Here is a 19,794-nt window from a genome sequence, read left to right as displayed (position 1 = left end):
TGCGAGCTGCGCTCGCGCTCGGCCTCGCAGCGTCCAAGCTGCTGCTAACAAGTAACGAAGCCCCCTAGCAGACTTACTAGGGGGCTTTTTATTGACTAGAACCGACCTAGGGTCGCCAGCTTAGTTAGCCGGGGTGTCGCCGCTGGGGCGCTGGCCGCGCTGCGGGCGCATGCTCTGGTACTTGGTGTACTGCTCAGGGGTGAGGATGTCCTTGAGCTTTGTTTCCATTTCGGCGCGGCGGGTTTGCATGGCCTGGCGGTCGGCCTCGGAGGGCGGGCCCGACTGGCCGCCGCGCATGCCGCCCTGGCCGCGCTGCTCCTTCATGAGGGTTTCGACTTTGGTTTTTTGGTCGGCCGTGAGGTTGAGGTCTTTGAACATATCGCCGCCGCGGCCTTGGCGGCCTTGGGCGGGGGCATCCTGGGTGGGCGCGGGCGTGGCGTGTGCCGCCAGGCTAGCAGTAGCGAGAAGCACGGCCCCTAGGGCCAGTCGCAGGGAGGAAATACGCATTGTGGGGAAAAGAAATGAGGTGACTGCCGCGCCGCCCACCGGGCGGGTGGCACGGCAACAAACCAAAGCTATTGGCCCCGGCTAGGCGGCAGGCGGCAGACTCGGCCGCCCCGCCAACTGTGCCGACCAACCCCGCGCTTTCATCGGCCCGGCGGGCGGCGAATAGCTGCGCGCCAGGCGCGGTGCCAAAACCCCAGCCCACCGTAGCCCGTCTTTAGGCAAGCGCGGGCTCGTGGTGGGTGCGCGTTTTTCTCCCGATTTTCTTATGCCTACTTCCTCATCGTCCCGCTTGGCGGGGCAGTTTGCCCTGGTCACGGGCTCTAGCTCTGGTATTGGGGCGGCCGTGGCCGTGGCCCTGGGTGCCCACGGTGCCGCCGTGGTGGTCAACTACATCCACGACGAAGACGGCGCCAACGCCGTGGTCAAGGAGATAACCGATGCCGGCGGCACGGCCTTCGCCATTCAGGCCGATGTCAGCGACGAGGCCGATTTGCAGGACATGTTCCGGCAGGCCATCGAGCGCTTTGGCACGCTGCACATCGTGGTGGCCAACTCGGGTATTCAGGTCGATGCGCCCTTCCTCGAAATGACCCTAGAGCAGTGGCAGAAGGTGATTAACGTGAACCTGACCGGCCAGTTCCTAACCCTGCGCGAGGCCGCCCGCGAGTTTGTGCGCCGCGGCCCGCAGCCCGAGGTGAGCAAGGCCACTGGGAAAATCATTTGCATGAGCAGCGTGCACGAAGTCATTCCGTGGGCCGGCCATGTCAACTACGCGGCCACCAAGGGCGGCATCCTGCAGCTCATGAAAAGCACCGCCCAGGAGCTGGCGCCGCACAAAATCCGCATCAATAGCATCGGGCCGGGCGCCATCAAAACGCCCATCAACCACGACGCCTGGAGCACGCCCGAAGCCGAAGCCAAGCTGCTCGAGCTCATCCCGTACAAGCGCGTGGGCGTGCCCGAAGACATCGGCAACCTCGCCGCATGGCTCGTGTCGGACGAAGCCGACTACATCACTGGCCAAACCATCTTCATGGACGGCGGCATGACGCTGTACCCCGGCTTTGAGGCTGGGGGTTAGGAGAGGAGCTGGTATTTTATCGTTCGTCATGCTTTGCTGCGCTCTGCATGACTTATATATCTTAATTCTCTCCGACCTTGAACCCTGAACACCAACGCCTAGCTGATGCCGACCAAAAGTCGTGGTACCGCTTTGGCCCCTACCTCTCCGAGCGGCAGTGGGGCACCGTGCGCGAAGACTACTCGGCTGGCGGCGATGCCTGGAACTACTCCACCTTCGACCAGGCCCGCAGCCGCGCCTACCGCTGGGGCGAGGAGGGCCTAGGGGGCTTTTGCGACGACCGCCAGTTGCTGTGCCTGGGCGTGGCCTTGTGGAACGGCCAGGATGCGATTCTCAAAGAGCAGCTGTTCGGGCTGAGCGGCGCGCAGGGCAACCACGGCGAGGACGTGAAGGAAGTGTACTATTTTCTGGATGCCACGCCCACGCACTCCTACCAGAAAATGCTCTACAAGTACCCGCAGGGCGCTTTTCCGTACGAGCAGCTGGTGCAGGAAAACGCCCGCCGCACGCGCAAAGACCCCGAGTTTGAGCTGCTCGACACCGGTATTTTTGCCGATAACCGGTACTTCGACGTGTTCATCGAATACGCCAAGGCCGACGCGGAGGACGTGCTGATTCAACTGACCGTGGTGAACCACGGGCCCGATGAGGCGACCCTGCACCTGCTGCCGCAGCTGTGGTTTCGCAACACCTGGGCTTGGGGCTACGAAGGCGAAAAGCCGACCCTAGGCGCCCCGCCCGAAGGCCCCGTGCGGGTGGCGCACCCTGACCTTGGCGAGCTGGCCTGGTACGCCGACGAGCAGCCCGAGCTACTGTTCTGCGACAACGAGAGCAACGACGAGCGGCTGTACGGCCGCTCGTCGCCGGGCGAGTTTTTCAAGGATGGCATTCATAACTACGTAGTTAATAAGCAGCACGACGCTGTGAACCCGGCGCGCACCGGCACCAAAGCGGCCGCGCACTATCCGCTGGTGCTGGCGGCCGGCGCCACGCGGCGGGTGCGCCTGCGCCTGGGGCCGCCCGGCCAGGCCGAGCCCTTCGCGGAGTTTGACGCCGTGCTAGCGCAGCGCCAGCAGGAGGCTGACGAGTTCTACGCCGAGATTCAGCACAACATTGCCGATGAGGACGCCCGCAACGTGCAGCGCCAGGCGCTAGCTGGCATGCTGTGGAGCAAGCAGTTCTACAACTACAACGTGCCGCGCTGGCTGGTGGGCGACCCCGACCAGCCCGCCCCACCGCCCGAGCGCCTGGAGGGCCGCAACGCCGACTGGAAAAGCTTCGACGCCAACGACATTATCTCGATGCCCGACACCTGGGAGTACCCCTGGTTCGCGGCCTGGGACTTGGCATTTCACGCCATTCCGCTGGCGCAGGTTGACCCCGAGTTTGCCAAAAACCAGCTGCGGCTGCTCACCCGCGACTGGTACATGCACCCCAACGGCCAGCTGCCCGCCTACGAGTGGCGCTTCGACGACGTGAACCCGCCGGTGCACGCTTGGGCTGCATTTCGGGTGTACAAGATGGAGCAAAAGCACCGCGCCGATGGCGGCGATGCGGCGTTTTTGCAAATCATGTTTCACCGCCTGCTGCTGAATTTTACGTGGTGGGTGAACCGCAAGGACCGCGATGGGCGCAATATTTTTGAGGGTGGGTTTCTGGGCCTCGATAACATCGGGGTCTTCGACCGCTCGGCGCCGCTGCCGGTGGGCGGCTACCTCGAGCAGGCCGATGGTACGGCCTGGGTGGCCATGTTTGCCCTGAACATGATGCGCATCGCGCTGGAGCTGAGCAAGTCCAACCCCGTGTACCAGGACATGGCGAGCAAGTTCTTCGAGCATTTTCTGTACATCGCAGAGGCCATGACCAACGTGGGCGAGACCAACCTCGACCTCTGGGACAACGCCGACGAGTTTTACTACGACGCCCTCAACACGCCCGAGGGCGGCCACGAGTTGCTGAAAGTACGCACGATAGTGGGCCTGATTCCGATGTTCGCGGTGGAGGTGCTCGACGAGGACTTGCTGAAAGCCGCGCCCGAATTCGTGGCCCGCATGACCTGGCTGCTCGCCAACCGCCCTAGGTTGGCCGAGTTGGTCTCGCACTGGCAAGAGCCCGGCCAAGCCGCCACCCGGCTGCTGAGCCTGCTCCGCGGCCACCGCCTCAAGCGCCTGCTTTACCGAATGTTAGACACGGCCGAGTTCTTGTCGGACTACGGCGTGCGCAGCCTCTCGCGGGTGTACCTGGATAAGCCCTACGTGTTCCGCGATACCGACATCACGGTGGGCTACCAGCCGGCTGAGTCGAGCACCGACCTGTTTGGGGGCAACAGCAACTGGCGCGGCCCCATCTGGCTGCCCATCAACTTCCTGATAATCGAGTCGCTGCAACGCTTTCACCACTACTACGGCGACGACTTTAAGGTAGAATACCCGACCCACTCGGGCCAGCTCGTGACATTGCTAGAGGTGGCCGATGCCCTCACTGACCGCCTCACCAAGCTGTTCTTGCGCGACCCCAACACCGGCCGCCGCGCCTGCTTCGGCGATAATGAGGTGTTGCAGCACGACCCTAATTTCAAGGATAACCTCTTCTTCCACGAGTATTTTAACGGCGACAACGGCCACGGCCTCGGCGCCAGCCACCAAACCGGCTGGACCGGCCTCATTGCCAAGCTCCTGCAACCTAGGGGCCACCGGTGATTATGGGTAATGAGCGTAATGGGTAATTGGAGTAATTCTATCGCCCACTACACTTATTACTCCAATTACCTATCACTCCAATTACCCATCATACTCATGCCCGTTCCTGCTCCTTGGCTCGATGCCACCACCCCCATCCGCGACAACATGGTGCACTGGCCCGACAACCTGGGCGTGACCGTGCGCCGCACCCTCAGCCAGGACCGGGGCGACGCGGCCAACGTGACCGAGCTGCACCTAAGCGGCCACACCGGCACCCACGTCGATGCGCCGTTGCACTTCAGCAGCGATGGCGGCGACATCACAACCCTTGACCTGGAGCGCCTCATGGGCCCGGCTACGGTGGTTGCCATCCACGACCCCAAAAGCATCAGCCTGGCCGAAGTGCAGCAGCTCGCTATCAAGCCCGGCGCGCGGCTGCTCTTCAAAACCCGCATCTCGGACGACGAGTGGAGCACCGCGCCCTTCCAGCCCGACTTCGTGGCCCTTGATGGCGACGCCGCCGCCTACCTGCGCGATGCGGGTGTGGTGTGCGTGGGCGTCGATTACCTGTCGGTGGGCAAGGCCGACGCCCACCACGCGCTGCTCGATGCGGGCATCTGCGTGATTGAAGGCTTGGCCTTGCAGCACATTGCGCCCGGCGAGTACGACATGCTGTGCCTGCCACTGCTGATTGTAGGGGCCGATGGGGCGCCCGCCCGCGTGCTGCTGCGCCCGCTGTAAGTAGCTGGCCAGCTGAATACTCCTTGCGGCGGGGTAGCCCTTTTCTAAGCCCTGCCGTAAGGAGCTAAAAGCCCCGCGGCCTGAACAAACTGGCGGCTAGGGCCTTGTTCTGTTTACATGAAGCAAGCAAACATCATCGTCATGGGCGTGTCGGGCAGCGGCAAGACCACCATTGGCGAGCTGCTGGCCCAGGAGCTGGGCCGGCCTTTTTACGACGGCGACGACTTTCACCCGGCCGCCAACGTGGCCAAGATGGCCGCCGGCCACCCCCTCACCGACGAGGACCGCGCTGGCTGGCTGGCCACCCTCGCCACCCACCTAGGTGAGTGGGAAGCTGCGGGTGGCGCCGTGTTGGCGTGCTCGGCCCTGAAAGAAGTCTACCGCCAAACCCTGCAAGCCGGCGAGCAATTACCCCTGACCTGGGTGTTCTTGGATGGCAGCCGTGAGCTGCTGGAAGCGCGCCTGGAAGGGCGCCACGACCACTATATGAAAGCCTCGATGCTCGACTCGCAGCTGACGACGCTCGAAAAACCGACCTATGGCATCCGCATCGAGCTGACTAACAGCGAGACGCCCGCCCAGGTGGTGGCCCGCGTAGTGGCAGAATTATCAGTTAGCGCCACCTAGGGCGGTTTCATAGTCAGTGCACGGGTGGGTGTAGAGGCGCGTCTCTGCGTCTCACGTCAGGCGAGCCCAGCAATGACGAGACGCAGGGATGCGTCTCTACACCCACCTGCATATCGTTCCTGAAACTGCCCCAGGGCGCCGCGAGCAGCTAGCCAGCGCCCTGCCGCCCGCTTGCCTGGGGCCAGTGCCTACGCCTCGCGTACCTTGGGCCTCAACTAGCAGTTTGTGCTGTTAATGAGGAATGTATGAAGGTATTTATACGTCTAAAGGCCCAGATAAAACGGGTGGGCGGGCCGGCGCTGCTGGCGGGCTATTTGAGCGCGGCCACCTGCCGGGGGCAGGGTCTGGGCGGCCAGCTGGCTAGTGGTGGCCGCCGGCCGCCGCGCTTCAGCCCCAGCGTGAGCATCGACAACCGCAACTCGTTTGTGCAGGCGTCGGCGGTGCGCATTATCGGGGTCAACGTGGGGGTGATGCCGCGCGGCAAGCCCTACCGCCTGGGTTTGGGCGCCTACACGCTGCGCCGCAGCTACGCCGACCTGTACACCTACGCGGGCCGGGGCAAAAACCGCAAGCTCAAGGACACCCTCACGCCGGCCCTGAGCCTGACGTACTTCACGCCCAATTTTGCCTACACCTTCCTCAACCGCCGGTTTATCGAGCTGAGCGTGCCCGTGGATATTGGCCTGGGCCGCAGCCACTACACCGTCACCGACGAGAAGGGCAAGGTGACCACCGACAGCCGCGGGCTGTTTATTCCGGCCGAGGTGGGGGTAGGGGTGCTGCTCAAACCCACGCGGTGGGTGGGCATCAGCGGGGCGGCCGGCTACCGGCTGTCGCTCAAGGAGATTGATTACCAGGAGGACTTCAACGGCTGGTACTACAGCTACCGCCTCAACCTGTTTGTGGGCGCCATCTGGCACGATTGGCGAGCCCATCGGCAGCGGGTGCGGGCCCGGCGCGCGGCCGGCGCCGCCCCGGTGGCCGCGCCTGGCAAAGCAGAAAATCCGTAGAGCTTAGGCTAAAAAGCGGCACCGTATTGGCCAGGACCGGTTTTTGGATTGACCTTTGCGCCCGTCACCTAGGCTCTGTGTATGCAAAAGAATGGTTGGTTACTGGCGTTGTTTCTGTTGCTGAGTGGGGTGGCCCACGCGCAAGCCCCGCTGCTGCGCAGTCTCTCGCTCACCCTCGACACCACCCAGTACCGGCTGGGCGAGCAGATGATACCGGTGGCCGGCGAAGAGCGGCTCTACTTCTACTACCACCAGGACGACCAGGCCGCCGAGCTGCGCCTGACCCCCACCCAGCCCGGCCGCCCGCCGCGCCTGCTGCCCTCGGCCGATTACGTATTGCAAGACACCTTAGTGGCCGATGGTAAGGGGGAATACCGCGGCACGCTGCGCTTCCGCAACCTCACGGGCGCGCCCTTCGTGCGGCTCACGTTTGTGCAGGCCGGGGCGTCGCTGCGGGCGGCGGCCGATTCGGCGGGCCGGCCCAATCTGCGCGCTACCATGCGCCAGCAGGTGGTGAGCCTGCTGCCCCTCACGCGCACCACGCTCGACGCGCGGGTGCTGGACAATGAGCTGTTTATCGGCGAGGAGCGGGTTATTGAAGTCAATACCAACAACATCGCCAACGTGCGGGTCAGCAACGAGTGGACCAAGGGCCAGGACATCGACTACCGCCTGGCCCGCGAGCAGGGCGGCCTGCGCCTGCACGTGGTGCCCAATGCCCTAGGGGTGCACACGCTGACGCTCAAGACTTTGGCCGAGCGGCCCTACCTCGATGCTGCCGGCCACCTCAGCTACCAGCTGCCGCCCCTGCGCCTCGACTTTGCGGTGAAGGCCAGCCGCCTGCGCTTCCTCACCGCCGAGCGCAAAGACGTGAACTACGACGAGGAGGGCCGCACCCGCGGTATCGAGTTTGTGCTCGACGATGGGCACTCCTTCGAGCTGCGCCGCACCTACCGCCTCGAGGCGCAGCAGGAGGCCGGCGGCGCGCTCGTGGCCGAGCTTTATACCCGCAGCTACCTTTCCAACGACCGGGTGCTGTGCCAGCTGCGCGTGTACAACACCCACCGCCAAGCCGACGGCTACCTCTACATCAAGGACGGCGACCTGGCCAAGTTCATTACCAACTTCGACATCACGCCTAGGCCGCGCATTGCGGCCGTGAGCGTGCTGCACCGGGGCGGCGACTGGAGCCCGAACACCACCATTAACCCCGGCGAAACCGTGGACGTGCGCCTCGAGGGCGAGTCGCTGCTGAAGGGCCGTTACCACTTCGACGGCGGCACCATCATCCCGTCTGACTCCTCCACGCGCTCCGAAAAAGCGCTCATTTACCGCGTGCAGGTGCCCCTGAGCAGCGTGCGCCGCCGCATCACGGTGTTTGATGGCAGCACCGCCACCAGCTTCGGGCTGAGTGTGAAGGAGGCCCAGCGACCCCACCCGCTCAACTTCGTGCAGGTGAACTACGGCGACGGGCCGCACCCCGTGACTCAGCTTAATGGGCCGGTGCTCTACGACAAAACTATCCCGGACTTGGTTTTCAGTTTCAACGCCAACGCCATCGACGAAGCGGGTAACCTCTACGGCCGCCAGTACCTCACGCTGGACATTAGGACGGTGGACGACAAGGGCAACCTCATCGACCAGCGCACCGTGGACCAGCTCGTGGTCTGCCCCGGCGAGTCGTCGCCCCGCTACGCCTACTACCAGGGCAGCGATTGCCAGGTCGGTAATTTTAGCCTCAACAGCATCCTAGGGCGCAAAACCTACGACCTCGACGCCTGGTACCGCATCATTATCACCGTGCGCAACGATGCCCGCCAGTACAGCACCAAGGGCTACTCGCAGCAGGTAGAGCTGGTGCTGCGCCGCCACGTCAACTTCGATATCAGCGTGAGCTTTCCGGCCGGCCTGCTCACCAAATACGCCGGCGAATCGACATACAACAGCTTCGGCGGCATCAGCCTGGCCACGCTGGCGCAGCTCAGTTTCTACGCTCCCGACCGCATCAACCGGCTGCGGCCCTACCGCATCGGCGCCGGTTTCGTGGCCCTCAACGCCTTCAACCTCACTAACAATAGCGACGTGCAGCGTGACCTAGGCATCGTGATTCTGGGCTCGGTAGTGCCGGTGCGCACCGGGGCGCGGCTCACATTTCCGCTCTACATAGGGGGCGGCTACCTGCTCACCAAGGGCCAGCCGTTCTTGCTGTTTGGGCCGGGGATTGGGGTCACGCTGTAAGAGGGAGAAGCGAAGCACACGCGAAAGCCAGCGCGAAAAAAGGAGGTAAGCGGGACATCTTTGTCCTGCTGGTGGGCCTCGACCAGGTATTCTGCACCACCTCGGCCCCGTTTTATGCCCGGCTGGCGGAGCTGATGAAAAATAAAGAAACGAAAGCTTATTTGCAGCGCCAGGCCGGGGTGTATGAGGCCCAAAACCAGCGCTATGAAAAGCTGGGGCAAGACGATTACGTGATGACTACCCAGCCCCAAAGCGCCGTGGATAGCCTGCTGCTTCTCACTAAACCAGAAAGCCCCGCGGCTCAGCAGATGGCGCTCGACTACGCCGCTAGCTACGCCAGCTACAAAACCCAGGCGCACCAAACCCGCGTGAACCTGATGAAGCAAAACCTGCTAGCAGCGTTGCAGGCCTACCAGACGCCCACTGGCCTGGCGGCCCCCAAAATGCTGTTTAAGTTCGGTTCTAACCACCTGGCACGGGGCCTGAGCCAGAGCGTAAAAGGTGAGTTCTATAACGTGGGCAACTTGGTGCAAAACCTGGCCGATGCCGCCGGGCAACGTTCGCTGCACCTCTACATCATCGGTAAGCAGGGCCAACAGGCTGAGTCCGATAACCCCAACTTTCCAGCCCGGCGCGTCGGCACGTATGCTGTCGAAAATGCGGGCCTGCGGGCCTTCGTGGACCAAGCCACTGGCCCCGAGTGGGTGGTTATCGACCTGCGACCCGCCCGCCGAGCCATTACCACGGCAAGCTGCTGCTGGCCAACCAATTTTTACAGCGTAGCCTCCTAGGATACGATTACCTCATCGTCATTCCCGAAACCACCGCTAGCTGCGCCATATAAGCGAGTAGGGGGAAAGAGCCCACCAGCGCGAGCCCTTTCCCCCTACAAAAAAGCCCCGAGCGGTGCTGCTTAGCCGATTACTTCTTAGGGCCCTTGCCCGTCGTTACCGACGGGGCCACCTGCACCTTGCCCTTGGGCTCGGGCGTGGTGTTGTGGCCCTGGCCGCCTGAGGCAACCACTTGGTTGGGAGCGGCTTTCTTCGGGCCTTTGCTGTTGCTGCCCGAGCGCGTGCCGCTGGTACCGGGCGCAGGCTTGTAGTTGGGCGCCGCCGTAACGGGGTTGCTATTGGTGGCGCTGCTGCTGGTGTTCACGCTATTACCGCTGCTGACGTTGTTGTTGCCGTTGGCGCTGGAACTGGTGCCGCCAGTGTGGGCGCCGGCCGTGCGGCCGCCCTGGGCCGCGGCGGTGCCAATGGTAGCCGCCAGGGCGACTACGAGGGTGAGAGCCTTATTCATAGCTAGGAGAGAGAAACAGGGAAAAGGAAGGGGGCTAGCCAGCACGGCCGGCGAGTAATAGCTTTACGGCGAACCACTAAGCTGCGTTCGACCCTATATAGTGGGCCCGGCATTTAGCGCAGCCGCCAGCCCATCAGGGCGCCCCCGTAATAGTTGCGGGCCGCCGCGGGCTGAAAGTAGCGCCCGCCAAAGGCATTCAGGTCGTTGCCCAGGCTATAGCGGCGGTCGGTGGCATTGTCGACGCCCGCGTACAGGTCGAGCTCCAGCTGGCTGAAAATAGTGCGCCGCCACCCGGCCCGCGCCCCCAAAATCCAGTAGCTCGCCGCGTAGTCGGTGTTGGCATCGTTGAGCGGAATCATGGCTTGGTGGCTGAGCGTGGGGCTGGCATAAAACCCTAGGTCCTGGCTGAAGTCGAGGCCTGCGCTCAGCGTGTGCGGCGCGGTGCCCGTGAGGCGGTTGCCGCTAAAGCTCTGGCCGGTGGCCGATTCGTAGGTGCCGAAGCGGAAGCGATTGTAGGCGTAGCTGCCCCACAGGCGCAGGCCGGCCGCCGGGCTCAGGGCGTCGGCCGGGGCGGCGGGCCGCCACAGCCAGCCGCTGGCGGCCACCTCGGCGCCGCGCTGGCGGGTATCGCCCGAGTTGGCGTAGAGCTGGAAGCCCTGCGCATCGGTGCGCGACACGATGGTGTTGCGCAGCTCCAAATCGAAGAGCGCCACGTCGAAAATCAGGCGGCCGCCCAGCAGCGTGCCGCGGCTGCCCAGTTCGTAGCTGGTGCCGCGCTCGGCTTGCAGGTCGCGGTTGATGCTGCCATCGGAGGGCCGAAACTCGGCCTCGCTGGGCGGCGAGTAGCCGGTGCTCACGCTGGCGTAGGCCGAGATGTTGGGCGTCAGCTCCTTCAAGAGTGCTAGGCGCGGCGATACTTCGGGCCGGAAAGTCTGCTCCACCACGTAGCCCGTGGGGTTGGTGGCGGCGCTGCTCACGCGGGCCAGCTGGTAGCGCAGGCGGTTGTAACTGGCGCCCGCCGTCAGCAAAAAGCCCGCCGGCAGCTCGTAGTCGGCCTGGGCAAACACGAAGCCCGTGCGGGTCGTAATCTCGTCGTCGTAGCGCAGCGTGGTAGGGTTGCCGCCCACGTTGAGGTAGCTGCGCGAGTCGGTGAACGAAGCCTGAAACTCGCCGCCGCCCTGCACGCGCAGCACCCGGCCCCCTAGGGTGCCCCGGTAGTTGAGGGTAGCGCGGCCACCGCCGCCCAGGGCCGCATCGCGCTGCCAGTCAACGAGGTAAGGCGTAGCCACCCGGCTGGTGCGGCCGTACACGGTAGCTGTGGTGCGCCACCGCTCCGAAAAGCGGTACTCGTGCGTGAGACCTAGGAGGCCGGTTTGCGAGGTGTAGCTGCCCTGCTGGGCCACGGTGCCGGGCGCGGTGGCCGTGCCTGGCCGCGCCTGGCGCGGGTTGGCCTCGAACTGGGCCCGCGTGAGGCCGCCCGGCAGCTGGTAGTAGAGGTCGGTGTAGAGCGCGTGCACCGAAAACGTCTGCTTGTCGGAGGCGCTCAGTTGCCCATCTACCGCGAATACGTCGCGGCGCATGGCGCTCTGCTGGCGGTAGCCGCCCAGCTGCTGGTGCGCGTACTGCGCCCGCCAGTAGTCGGTGCCCTGGCCACCGGCTTCGGCCGTGGCCGTGAAGCGGCGCAGGCCGAACGAGCCTACCGAGTAGCCTACCTGGGCCCGGCTCTGGCCAGCCGCGGGGCGGCGGTTCTCGAGGCGCACCACGCCGCCCGTGCCCGCGCCGTACACGCTGCCCGCCGGCCCCTTCAGCACCTCAATGCGCCCGAGCTGGGCGGGGTCCAGGATGTTGAGCGGCGTGGTGCCATTGGCCTCCGTGAAGGGAATATCGAAGTAGTAGAGCTTCACATTGCGCACCCCGAAGGGCGAGCGCAGCGTGCTGCCCCGCACGCTGATGCGGTAGCTGGCTGTGGCCCGCTCCTCGAGCCGCACGCCGGGCAGCGTGTTCACGGCCGAGGCCAGCGAGGTTTCGTTAAACCGCTGAATAATAGTCTGGTCAATGACGCCCACGCCGGCCGCCGTGCGCCGCAGCGGCAGCCGCTGCCCGTAGCCCACTACTGTGGCCGAGGGCAAGGCTTGGGCATTAGTAGTGTCAGAAGAAATGGGCGAGGCGCCCGGCGCCTGGGCTGCCAGTCGCAGACTTGGCAAGCTCAGGAGGGCCGCCAACAGGTAGCGATGCAGCATAAAAGCGAAAATGAAGTTGCTGCCCAAACGGCTAGGACCGGGTAGAGGTTTGGGTGCAGCTTATTACTGGGGGGTAGGGTGGCGCCGCTGGCCAGGGCGAAAAGTCTTTTCAGAATTGCCACAGAAACAGCTGATAGTTTTGCTCAGCTGTTTTGTTGTTGCTATGCGTTTTGTTGAGAAAATAACTGGTTTACTACTTGTTACCGTGCTGGCGGCGGGGCCGGTAGTGGCCCAGGCGCAAACCGGCGCCGTGCGCGGCACGCTGCTGGATGCGGCCACCAGCCAGCCGGTGCCCTTTGCCTCGGTGCTGCTGCTGCGCCTGCCCGATTCTACCGCCGTGGCCGACGCCCAAACCACCGAAGCCGGCGCTTTTGCCCTCGAAAACCTGAAACTGGGTACCTATGTGCTGCACGCCAATGTGCTGGGCTACCGCGTTGGGCGCCGGGTGCTTACGCTTAGCGGGGCGGCGCCAGTAGCGCAGCTCGGCACGCTGCGCCTGCGGGCTGCGGCCACCCAGCTCGCCGATGTCGTGGTGCAAGGCGAGCGCCCCACCGTGGCCGCCGACCTCGACAAGCGCGTGGTGAACGTCTCGAAGGACCTTACCGCCGTGGGCGGCACGGCCACCGACGTGCTCCAAAACGTGCCCTCCGTGGCCGTAGACCAAAACGGCGCCGTGACGCTGCGTGGGGCCAGCGGCGTCACCATCTTCATTGATGGCAAGCCCAGCGGCGCGGCGGGTGGCGGCAACGGCACGTCGCTCGACCAGATTCCGGCCAGTAGCATCGACCGCATCGAGGTAATTACCAACCCCTCGGCCCGCTACGATGCAGCCGGTGCGGGCGGCATCATCAACATTATTCTGAAGAAAAACCAGCGCGACGGCCTCAATGGCGTGGCCGCCGCCGGCCTAGGTACGCGCAACAAATACAATACCTCGCTCACGCTCAACTACCGTAAGGGCAAGCTGAACGCGTTTGGCTCGTACGACTTTCGGCGCGACCAGCGCTACACCAGGGGCAGCCTCGACCAAACGACCGTGGCCCCGGTGCTCGACCCCAGCACCGGCCAGCTTACCACCACGCCGCACACACTTTTCCTGCACCAAGACCGCAACGGCATGACGTACAACACGTCGCACGCCGTGCGCCTAGGTCTCGAATACAGCTTGCCCGCCGACCAAACCATTACGCTGGCCGTGCAGCCGCGCTTCAACCAGAGCTCGGCGGCCGATGAGCTGCTCTCGCGCCAGAACGACCTGACGCTCAATCAGCCGGTGTACGTGGGCACCAGCAACCGCCAAAACGCCACCACGGGCCACAACAACTCGGCCGATATCACGCTCGACTACCGCCGCATTTGGGCGGCCCGGCCCGGCCGCGAGCTGACGGCGGGCGCCGTATACACGCCGCTACGCAGCGCGAGCGCCATTGCTACCAATCTGTACTATTTGGGCGATGGGGCGCTGGCTACGCAGCAGCAAAACTTCAGCACTCGCCTCGACCAAGGCGCGGCGCAAGTCGATTTTACAGAGCCAGTCGGTGAGAAAGGGCGCTTAGAAGCTGGCGCCAAAAGCACTTGGGGGCGCACCAATAGCAGCTACGACTTTGCTAGTACTCGGCCGGTCTTGTACCAACAGTCTATATTTTTATACCAACAGTATATCCAGGCAGTCTATGCCAGCTTTGGCGGCGAGCGCGGCAAGCTGCACTACCAAGGCGGCCTGCGCGCCGAGCAGACCAACACCCACGGCCAGCAAGTTACTACCAGCGACGATTTTAGCCGCAGCTACCTCAATTTATTTCCGAGCGCTACCTTGGCCTACGAGCTGCCCCACGACCAGCGCGTGCAGCTCAGCTACTCGCGCCGGGTGCAGCGCCCCGACCAAGGCGAGCTCAACCCGTTCACCGACCGCTCCGACCCGCTCAATTTCAACACTGGCAATCCGCAACTGCTGCCCGAGTATATCGACCTGGAAGAGCTGGGCTATCAAAAATCGTTTGAGAACAAGGCTTCGGTAAGCGCCACCGGTTTCTACAGCGTCGAGAGCCAGACTATCAAGCCATTCCGCCAGATTGTGACCGACCCGCTCACGGGCACCCAGGTCACGAGCACTACCCGCATCAACCTAGGCGATGAAATAAACTACGGCCTGGAACTGGTGGGCTCTTTTCCGCTGGCTTCGTTTTGGAAGGTCAATGGGACGGCTTCGGCCTTTCGGCGCGTCATCCAGGGCACTGTGGCTAGTAGCGATATCACGAACAGCAACTTCGCGTACACCAGCCGCCTCAACACGACCATTACGCCCGTCAAGAAGCTCGATTTGCAGGTGTCGCTCAACTACCGCTCGCCCATCGTAACGGCCCAGGGCCGCCGCCAAACGTCGTTCAACGTCGATGCCGCTGCCAAGTACACTTGCCTACCCCAGGACCGGGGCAGCATCACGCTACGCGTGTCGGACGTGTTCAACACGCTGCGCTTCAACTTCAACGCTTACGGCAATGGCCTCGAATCGGTGAGCTACAACAAGCGCGAGTCGCGGATAGGCTTTCTCAGCTTCAGCTACCGCTTCGGCCGCGATGGCGAGGCTGCCAAACTCCGCCGCAAAGAGGAGAAAGAGGACGGTGGCGGCGGGTTTGAGCAATAATAGCTTTAGCTCGGCGGTTCATGCAAGCTACAGTCGGGCAAGCTTTCCTTTAGGGCTCCTAGGTGCTTAATGCCTTGTCCCTGATGAATGTACTTGTCTTACTGCCCTTGCTGAGTGCTTCGGGACCAGCGGCGATGGTGCTACCCCAGCCAGCCCGCGACACTACTTTCTACGACGGCAGCTGGCGGCACGTAGCGCGCCTCAACGCTGTGTACTACGGCTTGGTAACCCCGCTCGACTCGGGCCGCTGCCGCATTCAGGATTACTACATCACCGGCGAGCGGCAGCTGGAAGCCCTAGGGTGGCCCGGCCCACCCGTGGTGAAGGATGGGCCCGCGACGTACTACTTCCGCTCGAGCGCCCAGCGCACCACGGGGCGGTTTGCCAACGGCAAGCGCGAGGGTGTGTGGCAGTATTGGAACGAGGACGGCACCCTGCGCCAAAAGGTGATGTGGCACGCCGGCCACACCGTAGTCGTCTTCACAAAGGAGGCAGATGCCGACAGCCACGTGCCGCAGATTGTGGAGCAAATGCCCAAATTTCCGGATAAGAAGGGAGTGGTGCAGTACCTAGCCAGCACCATTCGCCGCCCCGCGGGCGCGCCACCCATTCAGGGCGACGGCAAGGTGCTGGTACAATTTATAGTGGGCCCGCAGGGCAATATCACGAGTACCAGCATTATCAAGGGCATTGACCCGACCTATGATGCCGAAGTACTGCGCGCTGTAGCGGCGCTACCCCGCTGGCAGCCCGGCTTGCTCAATGGCGAGCCCACCGCGGTGCGGTTTATCGTGCCGGTAGTGTTTCGTTAGTCAGCTGCGGGGCAGGCTGGGGTAGGACCTAGGGCTGCTGCCCAGCGCCCGGCAAGGCCAGCTAAGCATTGATAGAATGGGAGACGTGGGCGCTAGTAAGAAGCCGGGAAGCTTACTTAAGAAAGCTAAAATCGTCGCTATTAATACCGGCGGGTGGTCCAGTGCACGAGTTGGCCCCGGAAGGGGAGAAGCTTATCAGCAAAATAAGCAAGCAGCGCCTCAGTTGTCGGGAAGCCGTCGGCTTGGGCTAGCGTCAGCAACTCAGCCGCTGGAAGCAGGCGGTCATCTACGCGTAATTCGGTGGCGGTTAGCTCAACGTCCTGCACCAACTGCACCGGCTGAGGCTCCCAAAACTCGCGCTGGTTGGGCTGCCCGGCATGCACGCAGAAGTGCGCTACCTCACCCGCTTGCCAGCGCTGGCCCACCCGAATGGTGTGGATTTTGGTGCCCGCGACGATGGCCGGCGCAAACGCCTCATCGAATCCTAAAATCACGCTTCGGCCGGAATGTGCACCGTCCCCGCCCGCTCGCGCAGCGGCCGCCCCTGCCGCCCGCTGTGCTGCGCCTGAATCTCGGCCACGATGGCGAGGGCGATTTCCTCCGGCGTTTCGCTGCCTAGGTCGAGACCGATGGGGCTGTGCAGGCGTGCGCGCAGCTGCTCCACCAATTCCGCCGGCGCGGTGTCAAGCTCATCGAGCAGGCGTTGCGCCTTAAGGCGCGGGCCAAGCAGGCCGATGTAGGGCGCGGGCGAATCTAGCAGCGTTTGCAGCGCGGCTAGGTCGTAGGCGTAGTTGTGGCTGAGCAGCACGTGGTAGGCCAGCGGGTCGGGCGTGGCGGTTTCCAACTCGCGCACCGGCACGATGCGGACCTCGGCCGCTTCGGGAAAGCGGGCGGCGGTAGCCAGGTTGGGCCGGCCATCGACCACCGTGATGTGCCAACCCAGCGAGCCGGCGAGGTGCACCAGTGGCTGAGCGTCGTTGCCGGCGCCGTATACCACCAGGCGCAGCGGCGGCAGCAGCACTTCGAGCGAGGCGCGCACCGGGCCAGCATCGGTTTCGATGGTAAGAATCTGCGGTTTCCGCTGCGCTAGGGTGGCGCGGGCGGCCTCGGCCAGCGGGGCGGCCAGCAGCGGCGTACCGCGCACCACCCCGGCTTCGGAGAGCAGCACGCGCTGGCCCACGGCGGCTTTCAGGCCGCTGGCATCGGTTTCAAAAACGGTGGCCAGCACGGCCGGCGTGGGGTGCTGCGCAAAGCCGCGCAGAATTTCCAGCGGGTTGTCGGGGTTCTGAAAATCGAGCGGCTCTAGCAAAATGCGGACTACGCCCTGACAGCCGGGGCCGAGGCCGTGGCGCGGGTCGTCTTCGTCGCGGGTGTCATAAGTCACAAGGGCCGGCTCGCCCTGGAAGATGGCGCGCCGCGCCCGTTGTCGGGCATCGCCTTCGAGGCAGCCGCCGCTGATGGCGCCGGTCAACTCGCCGTCCTCAGTGACGAGCATGCGGGCGCCGGGGCGGCGGTAGGCCGAGCCTAGCACCTCGACTACGGTGGCCAGGGCGCAGGGGCGGCTCGCGGCGCGGCGCTGGTCGTAGGCGAGAAACAGGCGTTGGAGTTCAGTCATTAGATGGAAAAGCGTAGCCTACCTAATACGCTCAGGGGCGCAGGGCGGTTGTTAAGTAACCACCAGCTACGGGCCGGTGTTGCGCGAACTTTGTAGTCCGCGTTTGGGCAGGCGGAAACGCAGACTATAAAGTCCGCGCAACAAAAAGGCCCGCAGCAACGCTGCGGGCCTTCCCGAACACAATTTTAGCAGCGAATTACTTCAGCGCCTTCTTCAACTCAGCCGCCGCCTGGAGCAGGGCCGAGCGGGTGCCGCTCACCTCGCTGATGGCGTTGAGCAGGCCCCAGTCGTGAATCATGCCGTTGTAGCGCACCGAGGTTACGCGTACGCCGGCTTCTTCGAGCTTGCGGGCGTAGGCTTCGCCTTCGTCGCGCAGCACGTCGTTTTCAGCGGTTTGCACAAAGGCGGCGGGCAGGCCGGCCAGCTGCTGGCTCGTGGCTTGCAGGGGCGAGGCGTGAATGTCCTTGCGCTCCTGGGGATTGGTGGTGTAGTTGTCCCAAAACCACTTCATCATGTTCTTGGTGAGGAAGCGGCCGGTGGCAAACTCGTTGTAGGAAGGCGTCTCGAACGTGGCGTCCGTAACGGGCCAAAACAGCACTTGCAGGCGCAGCTTGGGGCCTTGCTTTTCCTTGGCCATCAGGGCTACTACGGTGGCCATGTTGCCGCCCACGCTGTTGCCGGCCACGGCCAGGCGCTGGCCATCGACGCCGATTTCGGTGCCGTGCTCAGCCACCCATTTGGTAGCGGCGTAGGCCTGGTTAATGGCCACCGGGTAGTGGGCCTCCGGTGAGGGCGTGTAGTTGACGAACACGGCCGCCGCGCCCGACTCTACCACCAGGTCGCGCACCATGCGCTGGTGGGTGGGGTAGTCGCCCAGCACCCAGCCGCCGCCGTGGAAGAACATAAACACGGGTAGCGCGCCGGTGGCGGCGGTCGGCTTCACGATGGTGATTTTCACCGTCTGGCCGTCCTGGGTGATGGTTTTTTCACTCACCTTCACGCCCGACATATCCACTTTTACCGAGGCCTGCGCCCCGGTCAGCACCGCCCGCGCATCCTTGGGGGCGAGCTGTTCCATGGGCTTGCCACCGCTGGCGTTCAGGCCTTTGAGGAAGGTGCGAACCGGCGGCGAGATGCGCGGGTCCTGGGCGGGGTCTACGGCCTGGGCCGAGGCGGTGAGCGAGAACAGGAGGGCGGCTGTGGCGGCCGCGCCCTGCCACAAAGACAAGGATTTCATGGGGAAGCGAAACAGAATGGTCAAGTACTACCACAAAGGTCCAGCGGCCCCCCCGGCCGCTCAAGGCACGATTGGCGACATTGCTAGCACATTTTCCCCCTCGGGCACGGCCTCCTGCTGGTAGTGCTGCCGAAAGAGGTGGGGCGTGGTACCGGTTTGCTGCGTAAAAAGCCGGCTGAAATACGACGTGTCGTCGTAGCCCAGCTTGTAGCCTATTTCTTTCACTAGGAGCTGGGTATGCGCTAGCAAGCGCTTGGCTTCCAAGATAATGCGGTTCTTGATGACATCATTGGGGCCTAGGTGGCCGGTGCGCGCCAGGCGCTTGTGCAGCGCCTTGGGCGTGAGGTGCAGCAGGGCGGCGTAGTCGGCCACCGCGTGGTAGCGGCGGTAGTGCCACTCCACCAGCTGGCTGAAGGTGCGGGCAAACTCGACCTCCTGCCGGGCCTGCTCGCTGGCCACGCCGTGCTGCTGCTTCCAGAGGCGTGTGGCCGTGATAATGAGTTGCTTGAGTAGCAGCCGTATCATTTCTTCCTGGTGGGCATCGGGCCGCGCCAGCTCCTGCTCGATGCCGTGCAGCAGCCGGTTTAGGGCTGGGCGGGCGTCGGCCGGCACCCGCACCACGGGCAGCTCGTAGGCATTGTGAAAGAGAATGCCGTCGCAGGCCACCTCCTTATCGTGAATCTCGACGCAGTAAAAGTCCCGGTTGTAGCACAGCGCGGTGCCCGCGCAGGCCTCGTCCAGCGCGTAGTATTGCCCGCCATTGATAAAAAACAGCGCCGCCTGCTCCGGTTGGTATTCCTGAAAATCGACCACTACTTTACCCCCGGCTTCGACCAGCAAAATCTTGATGAAGCCAGCGGTTTCGGGCCGGCGCAGTAGCTCCGCTTGTCCCGCGCTAAAATTCAAGTAGCCAAACGATTTAAAAGAAAATTGCTGAAAGAGCACGGTGGTGGGGGAAGCTGTTTTAGGAAGTAGGGTAGGCCCGCCGCGCCCATCATGTTGCGAAAGTGCCCTTCGTAGCGCCGGAAGCAGGTAAACCACCCACTACGCAGCGGGGTTTCG

Annotated in this window: 16 protein-coding genes; 9 read left to right on the top strand and 7 right to left on the bottom strand. The window is 63.8% G+C overall.

What is annotated here, in order from left to right:
• Positions 1-120: 120 nt before the first annotated feature.
• Complete coding sequence (locus tag ACFSDX_RS16950) at positions 121-507, bottom strand: Spy/CpxP family protein refolding chaperone (protein WP_382315659.1); 387 nt, start codon at positions 505-507, stop codon at positions 121-123.
• Positions 508-772: 265 nt separating this feature from the next.
• On the opposite strand from ACFSDX_RS16950, the gene ACFSDX_RS16945 reads away from it, so the two are divergent.
• From ACFSDX_RS16945 to ACFSDX_RS16915, 7 genes are all read left to right on the top strand, one after another.
• Positions 773-1,588 (top strand): SDR family oxidoreductase, encoded by an 816-nt coding sequence (locus ACFSDX_RS16945; protein ID WP_382315657.1) that lies wholly within the window; start codon positions 773-775, stop codon positions 1,586-1,588.
• Between the two features lie 77 nt (positions 1,589-1,665).
• Positions 1,666-4,287 (top strand): MGH1-like glycoside hydrolase domain-containing protein, encoded by a 2,622-nt coding sequence (locus ACFSDX_RS16940; protein WP_382315655.1) that lies wholly within the window; start codon positions 1,666-1,668, stop codon positions 4,285-4,287.
• A 96-nt stretch (positions 4,288-4,383) separates the two neighbouring features.
• Entirely contained in the window at positions 4,384-5,010 is a 627-nt protein-coding gene (locus ACFSDX_RS16935) for a cyclase family protein (protein ID WP_382315653.1), read from the top strand.
• A gap of 117 nt (positions 5,011-5,127) precedes the next feature.
• Positions 5,128-5,637: a gluconokinase gene (locus tag ACFSDX_RS16930; RefSeq protein WP_382315651.1), complete on the top strand. Its 510-nt coding sequence runs from the start codon at positions 5,128-5,130 to the stop codon at positions 5,635-5,637.
• A 245-nt stretch (positions 5,638-5,882) separates the two neighbouring features.
• Entirely contained in the window at positions 5,883-6,647 is a 765-nt protein-coding gene (locus ACFSDX_RS16925) for a hypothetical protein (RefSeq protein WP_382315650.1), read from the top strand.
• An 81-nt stretch (positions 6,648-6,728) separates the two neighbouring features.
• Positions 6,729-8,885: a hypothetical protein gene (locus tag ACFSDX_RS16920; RefSeq protein WP_382315648.1), complete on the top strand. Its 2,157-nt coding sequence runs from the start codon at positions 6,729-6,731 to the stop codon at positions 8,883-8,885.
• Between the two features lie 71 nt (positions 8,886-8,956).
• On the top strand, positions 8,957-9,676 hold the full coding sequence (locus ACFSDX_RS16915; RefSeq protein ID WP_382315646.1) for a hypothetical protein: 720 nt from the start codon (positions 8,957-8,959) through the stop codon (positions 9,674-9,676).
• A 130-nt stretch (positions 9,677-9,806) separates the two neighbouring features.
• On the opposite strand, the gene ACFSDX_RS16910 is transcribed toward ACFSDX_RS16915, so the two are convergent.
• Together ACFSDX_RS16910 and ACFSDX_RS16905 are read right to left on the bottom strand one after the other, a co-directional pair.
• Positions 9,807-10,184, bottom strand: a complete 378-nt coding sequence (locus ACFSDX_RS16910; RefSeq protein ID WP_382315644.1) for a hypothetical protein — start codon at positions 10,182-10,184, stop codon at positions 9,807-9,809.
• Between the two features lie 113 nt (positions 10,185-10,297).
• Complete coding sequence (locus ACFSDX_RS16905) at positions 10,298-12,424, bottom strand: TonB-dependent receptor (protein ID WP_382315642.1); 2,127 nt, start codon at positions 12,422-12,424, stop codon at positions 10,298-10,300.
• A gap of 163 nt (positions 12,425-12,587) precedes the next feature.
• Between ACFSDX_RS16905 and ACFSDX_RS16900 the strand changes: the two genes are divergently transcribed.
• Positions 12,588-15,068, top strand: coding sequence for a TonB-dependent receptor (locus ACFSDX_RS16900; RefSeq protein WP_382315640.1), 2,481 nt, complete (start codon positions 12,588-12,590; stop codon positions 15,066-15,068).
• Positions 15,069-15,151: 83 nt separating this feature from the next.
• Complete coding sequence (locus ACFSDX_RS16895) at positions 15,152-15,880, top strand: energy transducer TonB (protein WP_382315638.1); 729 nt, start codon at positions 15,152-15,154, stop codon at positions 15,878-15,880.
• A 140-nt stretch (positions 15,881-16,020) separates the two neighbouring features.
• On the opposite strand, the gene ACFSDX_RS16890 is transcribed toward ACFSDX_RS16895, so the two are convergent.
• The 4 genes from ACFSDX_RS16890 to ACFSDX_RS16875 form a co-directional block, all read right to left on the bottom strand.
• Positions 16,021-16,374, bottom strand: coding sequence for an ASCH domain-containing protein (locus ACFSDX_RS16890; protein WP_382315636.1), 354 nt, complete (start codon positions 16,372-16,374; stop codon positions 16,021-16,023).
• Entirely contained in the window at positions 16,371-17,495 is a 1,125-nt protein-coding gene (locus ACFSDX_RS16885) for an XdhC family protein (protein ID WP_382315634.1), read from the bottom strand. The genes ACFSDX_RS16890 and ACFSDX_RS16885 overlap by 4 nt, the downstream gene beginning before the upstream one ends.
• A gap of 196 nt (positions 17,496-17,691) precedes the next feature.
• Complete coding sequence (locus ACFSDX_RS16880) at positions 17,692-18,732, bottom strand: alpha/beta hydrolase (protein ID WP_382315632.1); 1,041 nt, start codon at positions 18,730-18,732, stop codon at positions 17,692-17,694.
• 60 nt (positions 18,733-18,792) lie between these two features.
• Complete coding sequence (locus ACFSDX_RS16875) at positions 18,793-19,677, bottom strand: helix-turn-helix transcriptional regulator (RefSeq protein ID WP_382315630.1); 885 nt, start codon at positions 19,675-19,677, stop codon at positions 18,793-18,795.
• Positions 19,678-19,794: the final 117 nt, after the last annotated feature.

Origin of the sequence: Hymenobacter bucti (assembly GCF_042681145.1) — a bacterium.
Lineage (GTDB): Bacteria > Bacteroidota > Bacteroidia > Cytophagales > Hymenobacteraceae > Hymenobacter > Hymenobacter bucti.
The sequence above is the reverse complement of the archived record's forward strand: the minus strand, read 5'-3'. Positions and strand labels throughout refer to the sequence as shown.

Excerpts from the sequence above, each read along its gene's own strand:
- ACFSDX_RS16910 (WP_382315644.1), bottom strand. The coding sequence starts at position 10,184 with ATGAATAAGGCTCTCACCCTCGTAGTCGCCCTGGCGGCTACCATTGGC.
- ACFSDX_RS16950 (WP_382315659.1), bottom strand. The coding sequence starts at position 507 with ATGCGTATTTCCTCCCTGCGACTGGCCCTAGGGGCCGTGCTTCTCGCT.
- ACFSDX_RS16895 (WP_382315638.1), top strand. The coding sequence starts at position 15,152 with ATGAATGTACTTGTCTTACTGCCCTTGCTGAGTGCTTCGGGACCAGCG.
- ACFSDX_RS16925 (WP_382315650.1), top strand. The coding sequence starts at position 5,883 with ATGAAGGTATTTATACGTCTAAAGGCCCAGATAAAACGGGTGGGCGGG.
- ACFSDX_RS16880 (WP_382315632.1), bottom strand. The coding sequence starts at position 18,732 with ATGAAATCCTTGTCTTTGTGGCAGGGCGCGGCCGCCACAGCCGCCCTC.
- ACFSDX_RS16920 (WP_382315648.1), top strand. The coding sequence starts at position 6,729 with ATGCAAAAGAATGGTTGGTTACTGGCGTTGTTTCTGTTGCTGAGTGGG.
- ACFSDX_RS16945 (WP_382315657.1), top strand. The coding sequence starts at position 773 with ATGCCTACTTCCTCATCGTCCCGCTTGGCGGGGCAGTTTGCCCTGGTC.
- ACFSDX_RS16930 (WP_382315651.1), top strand. The coding sequence starts at position 5,128 with ATGAAGCAAGCAAACATCATCGTCATGGGCGTGTCGGGCAGCGGCAAG.
- ACFSDX_RS16905 (WP_382315642.1), bottom strand. The coding sequence starts at position 12,424 with ATGCTGCATCGCTACCTGTTGGCGGCCCTCCTGAGCTTGCCAAGTCTG.
- ACFSDX_RS16900 (WP_382315640.1), top strand. The coding sequence starts at position 12,588 with ATGCGTTTTGTTGAGAAAATAACTGGTTTACTACTTGTTACCGTGCTG.
- ACFSDX_RS16935 (WP_382315653.1), top strand. The coding sequence starts at position 4,384 with ATGCCCGTTCCTGCTCCTTGGCTCGATGCCACCACCCCCATCCGCGAC.
- ACFSDX_RS16885 (WP_382315634.1), bottom strand. The coding sequence starts at position 17,495 with ATGACTGAACTCCAACGCCTGTTTCTCGCCTACGACCAGCGCCGCGCC.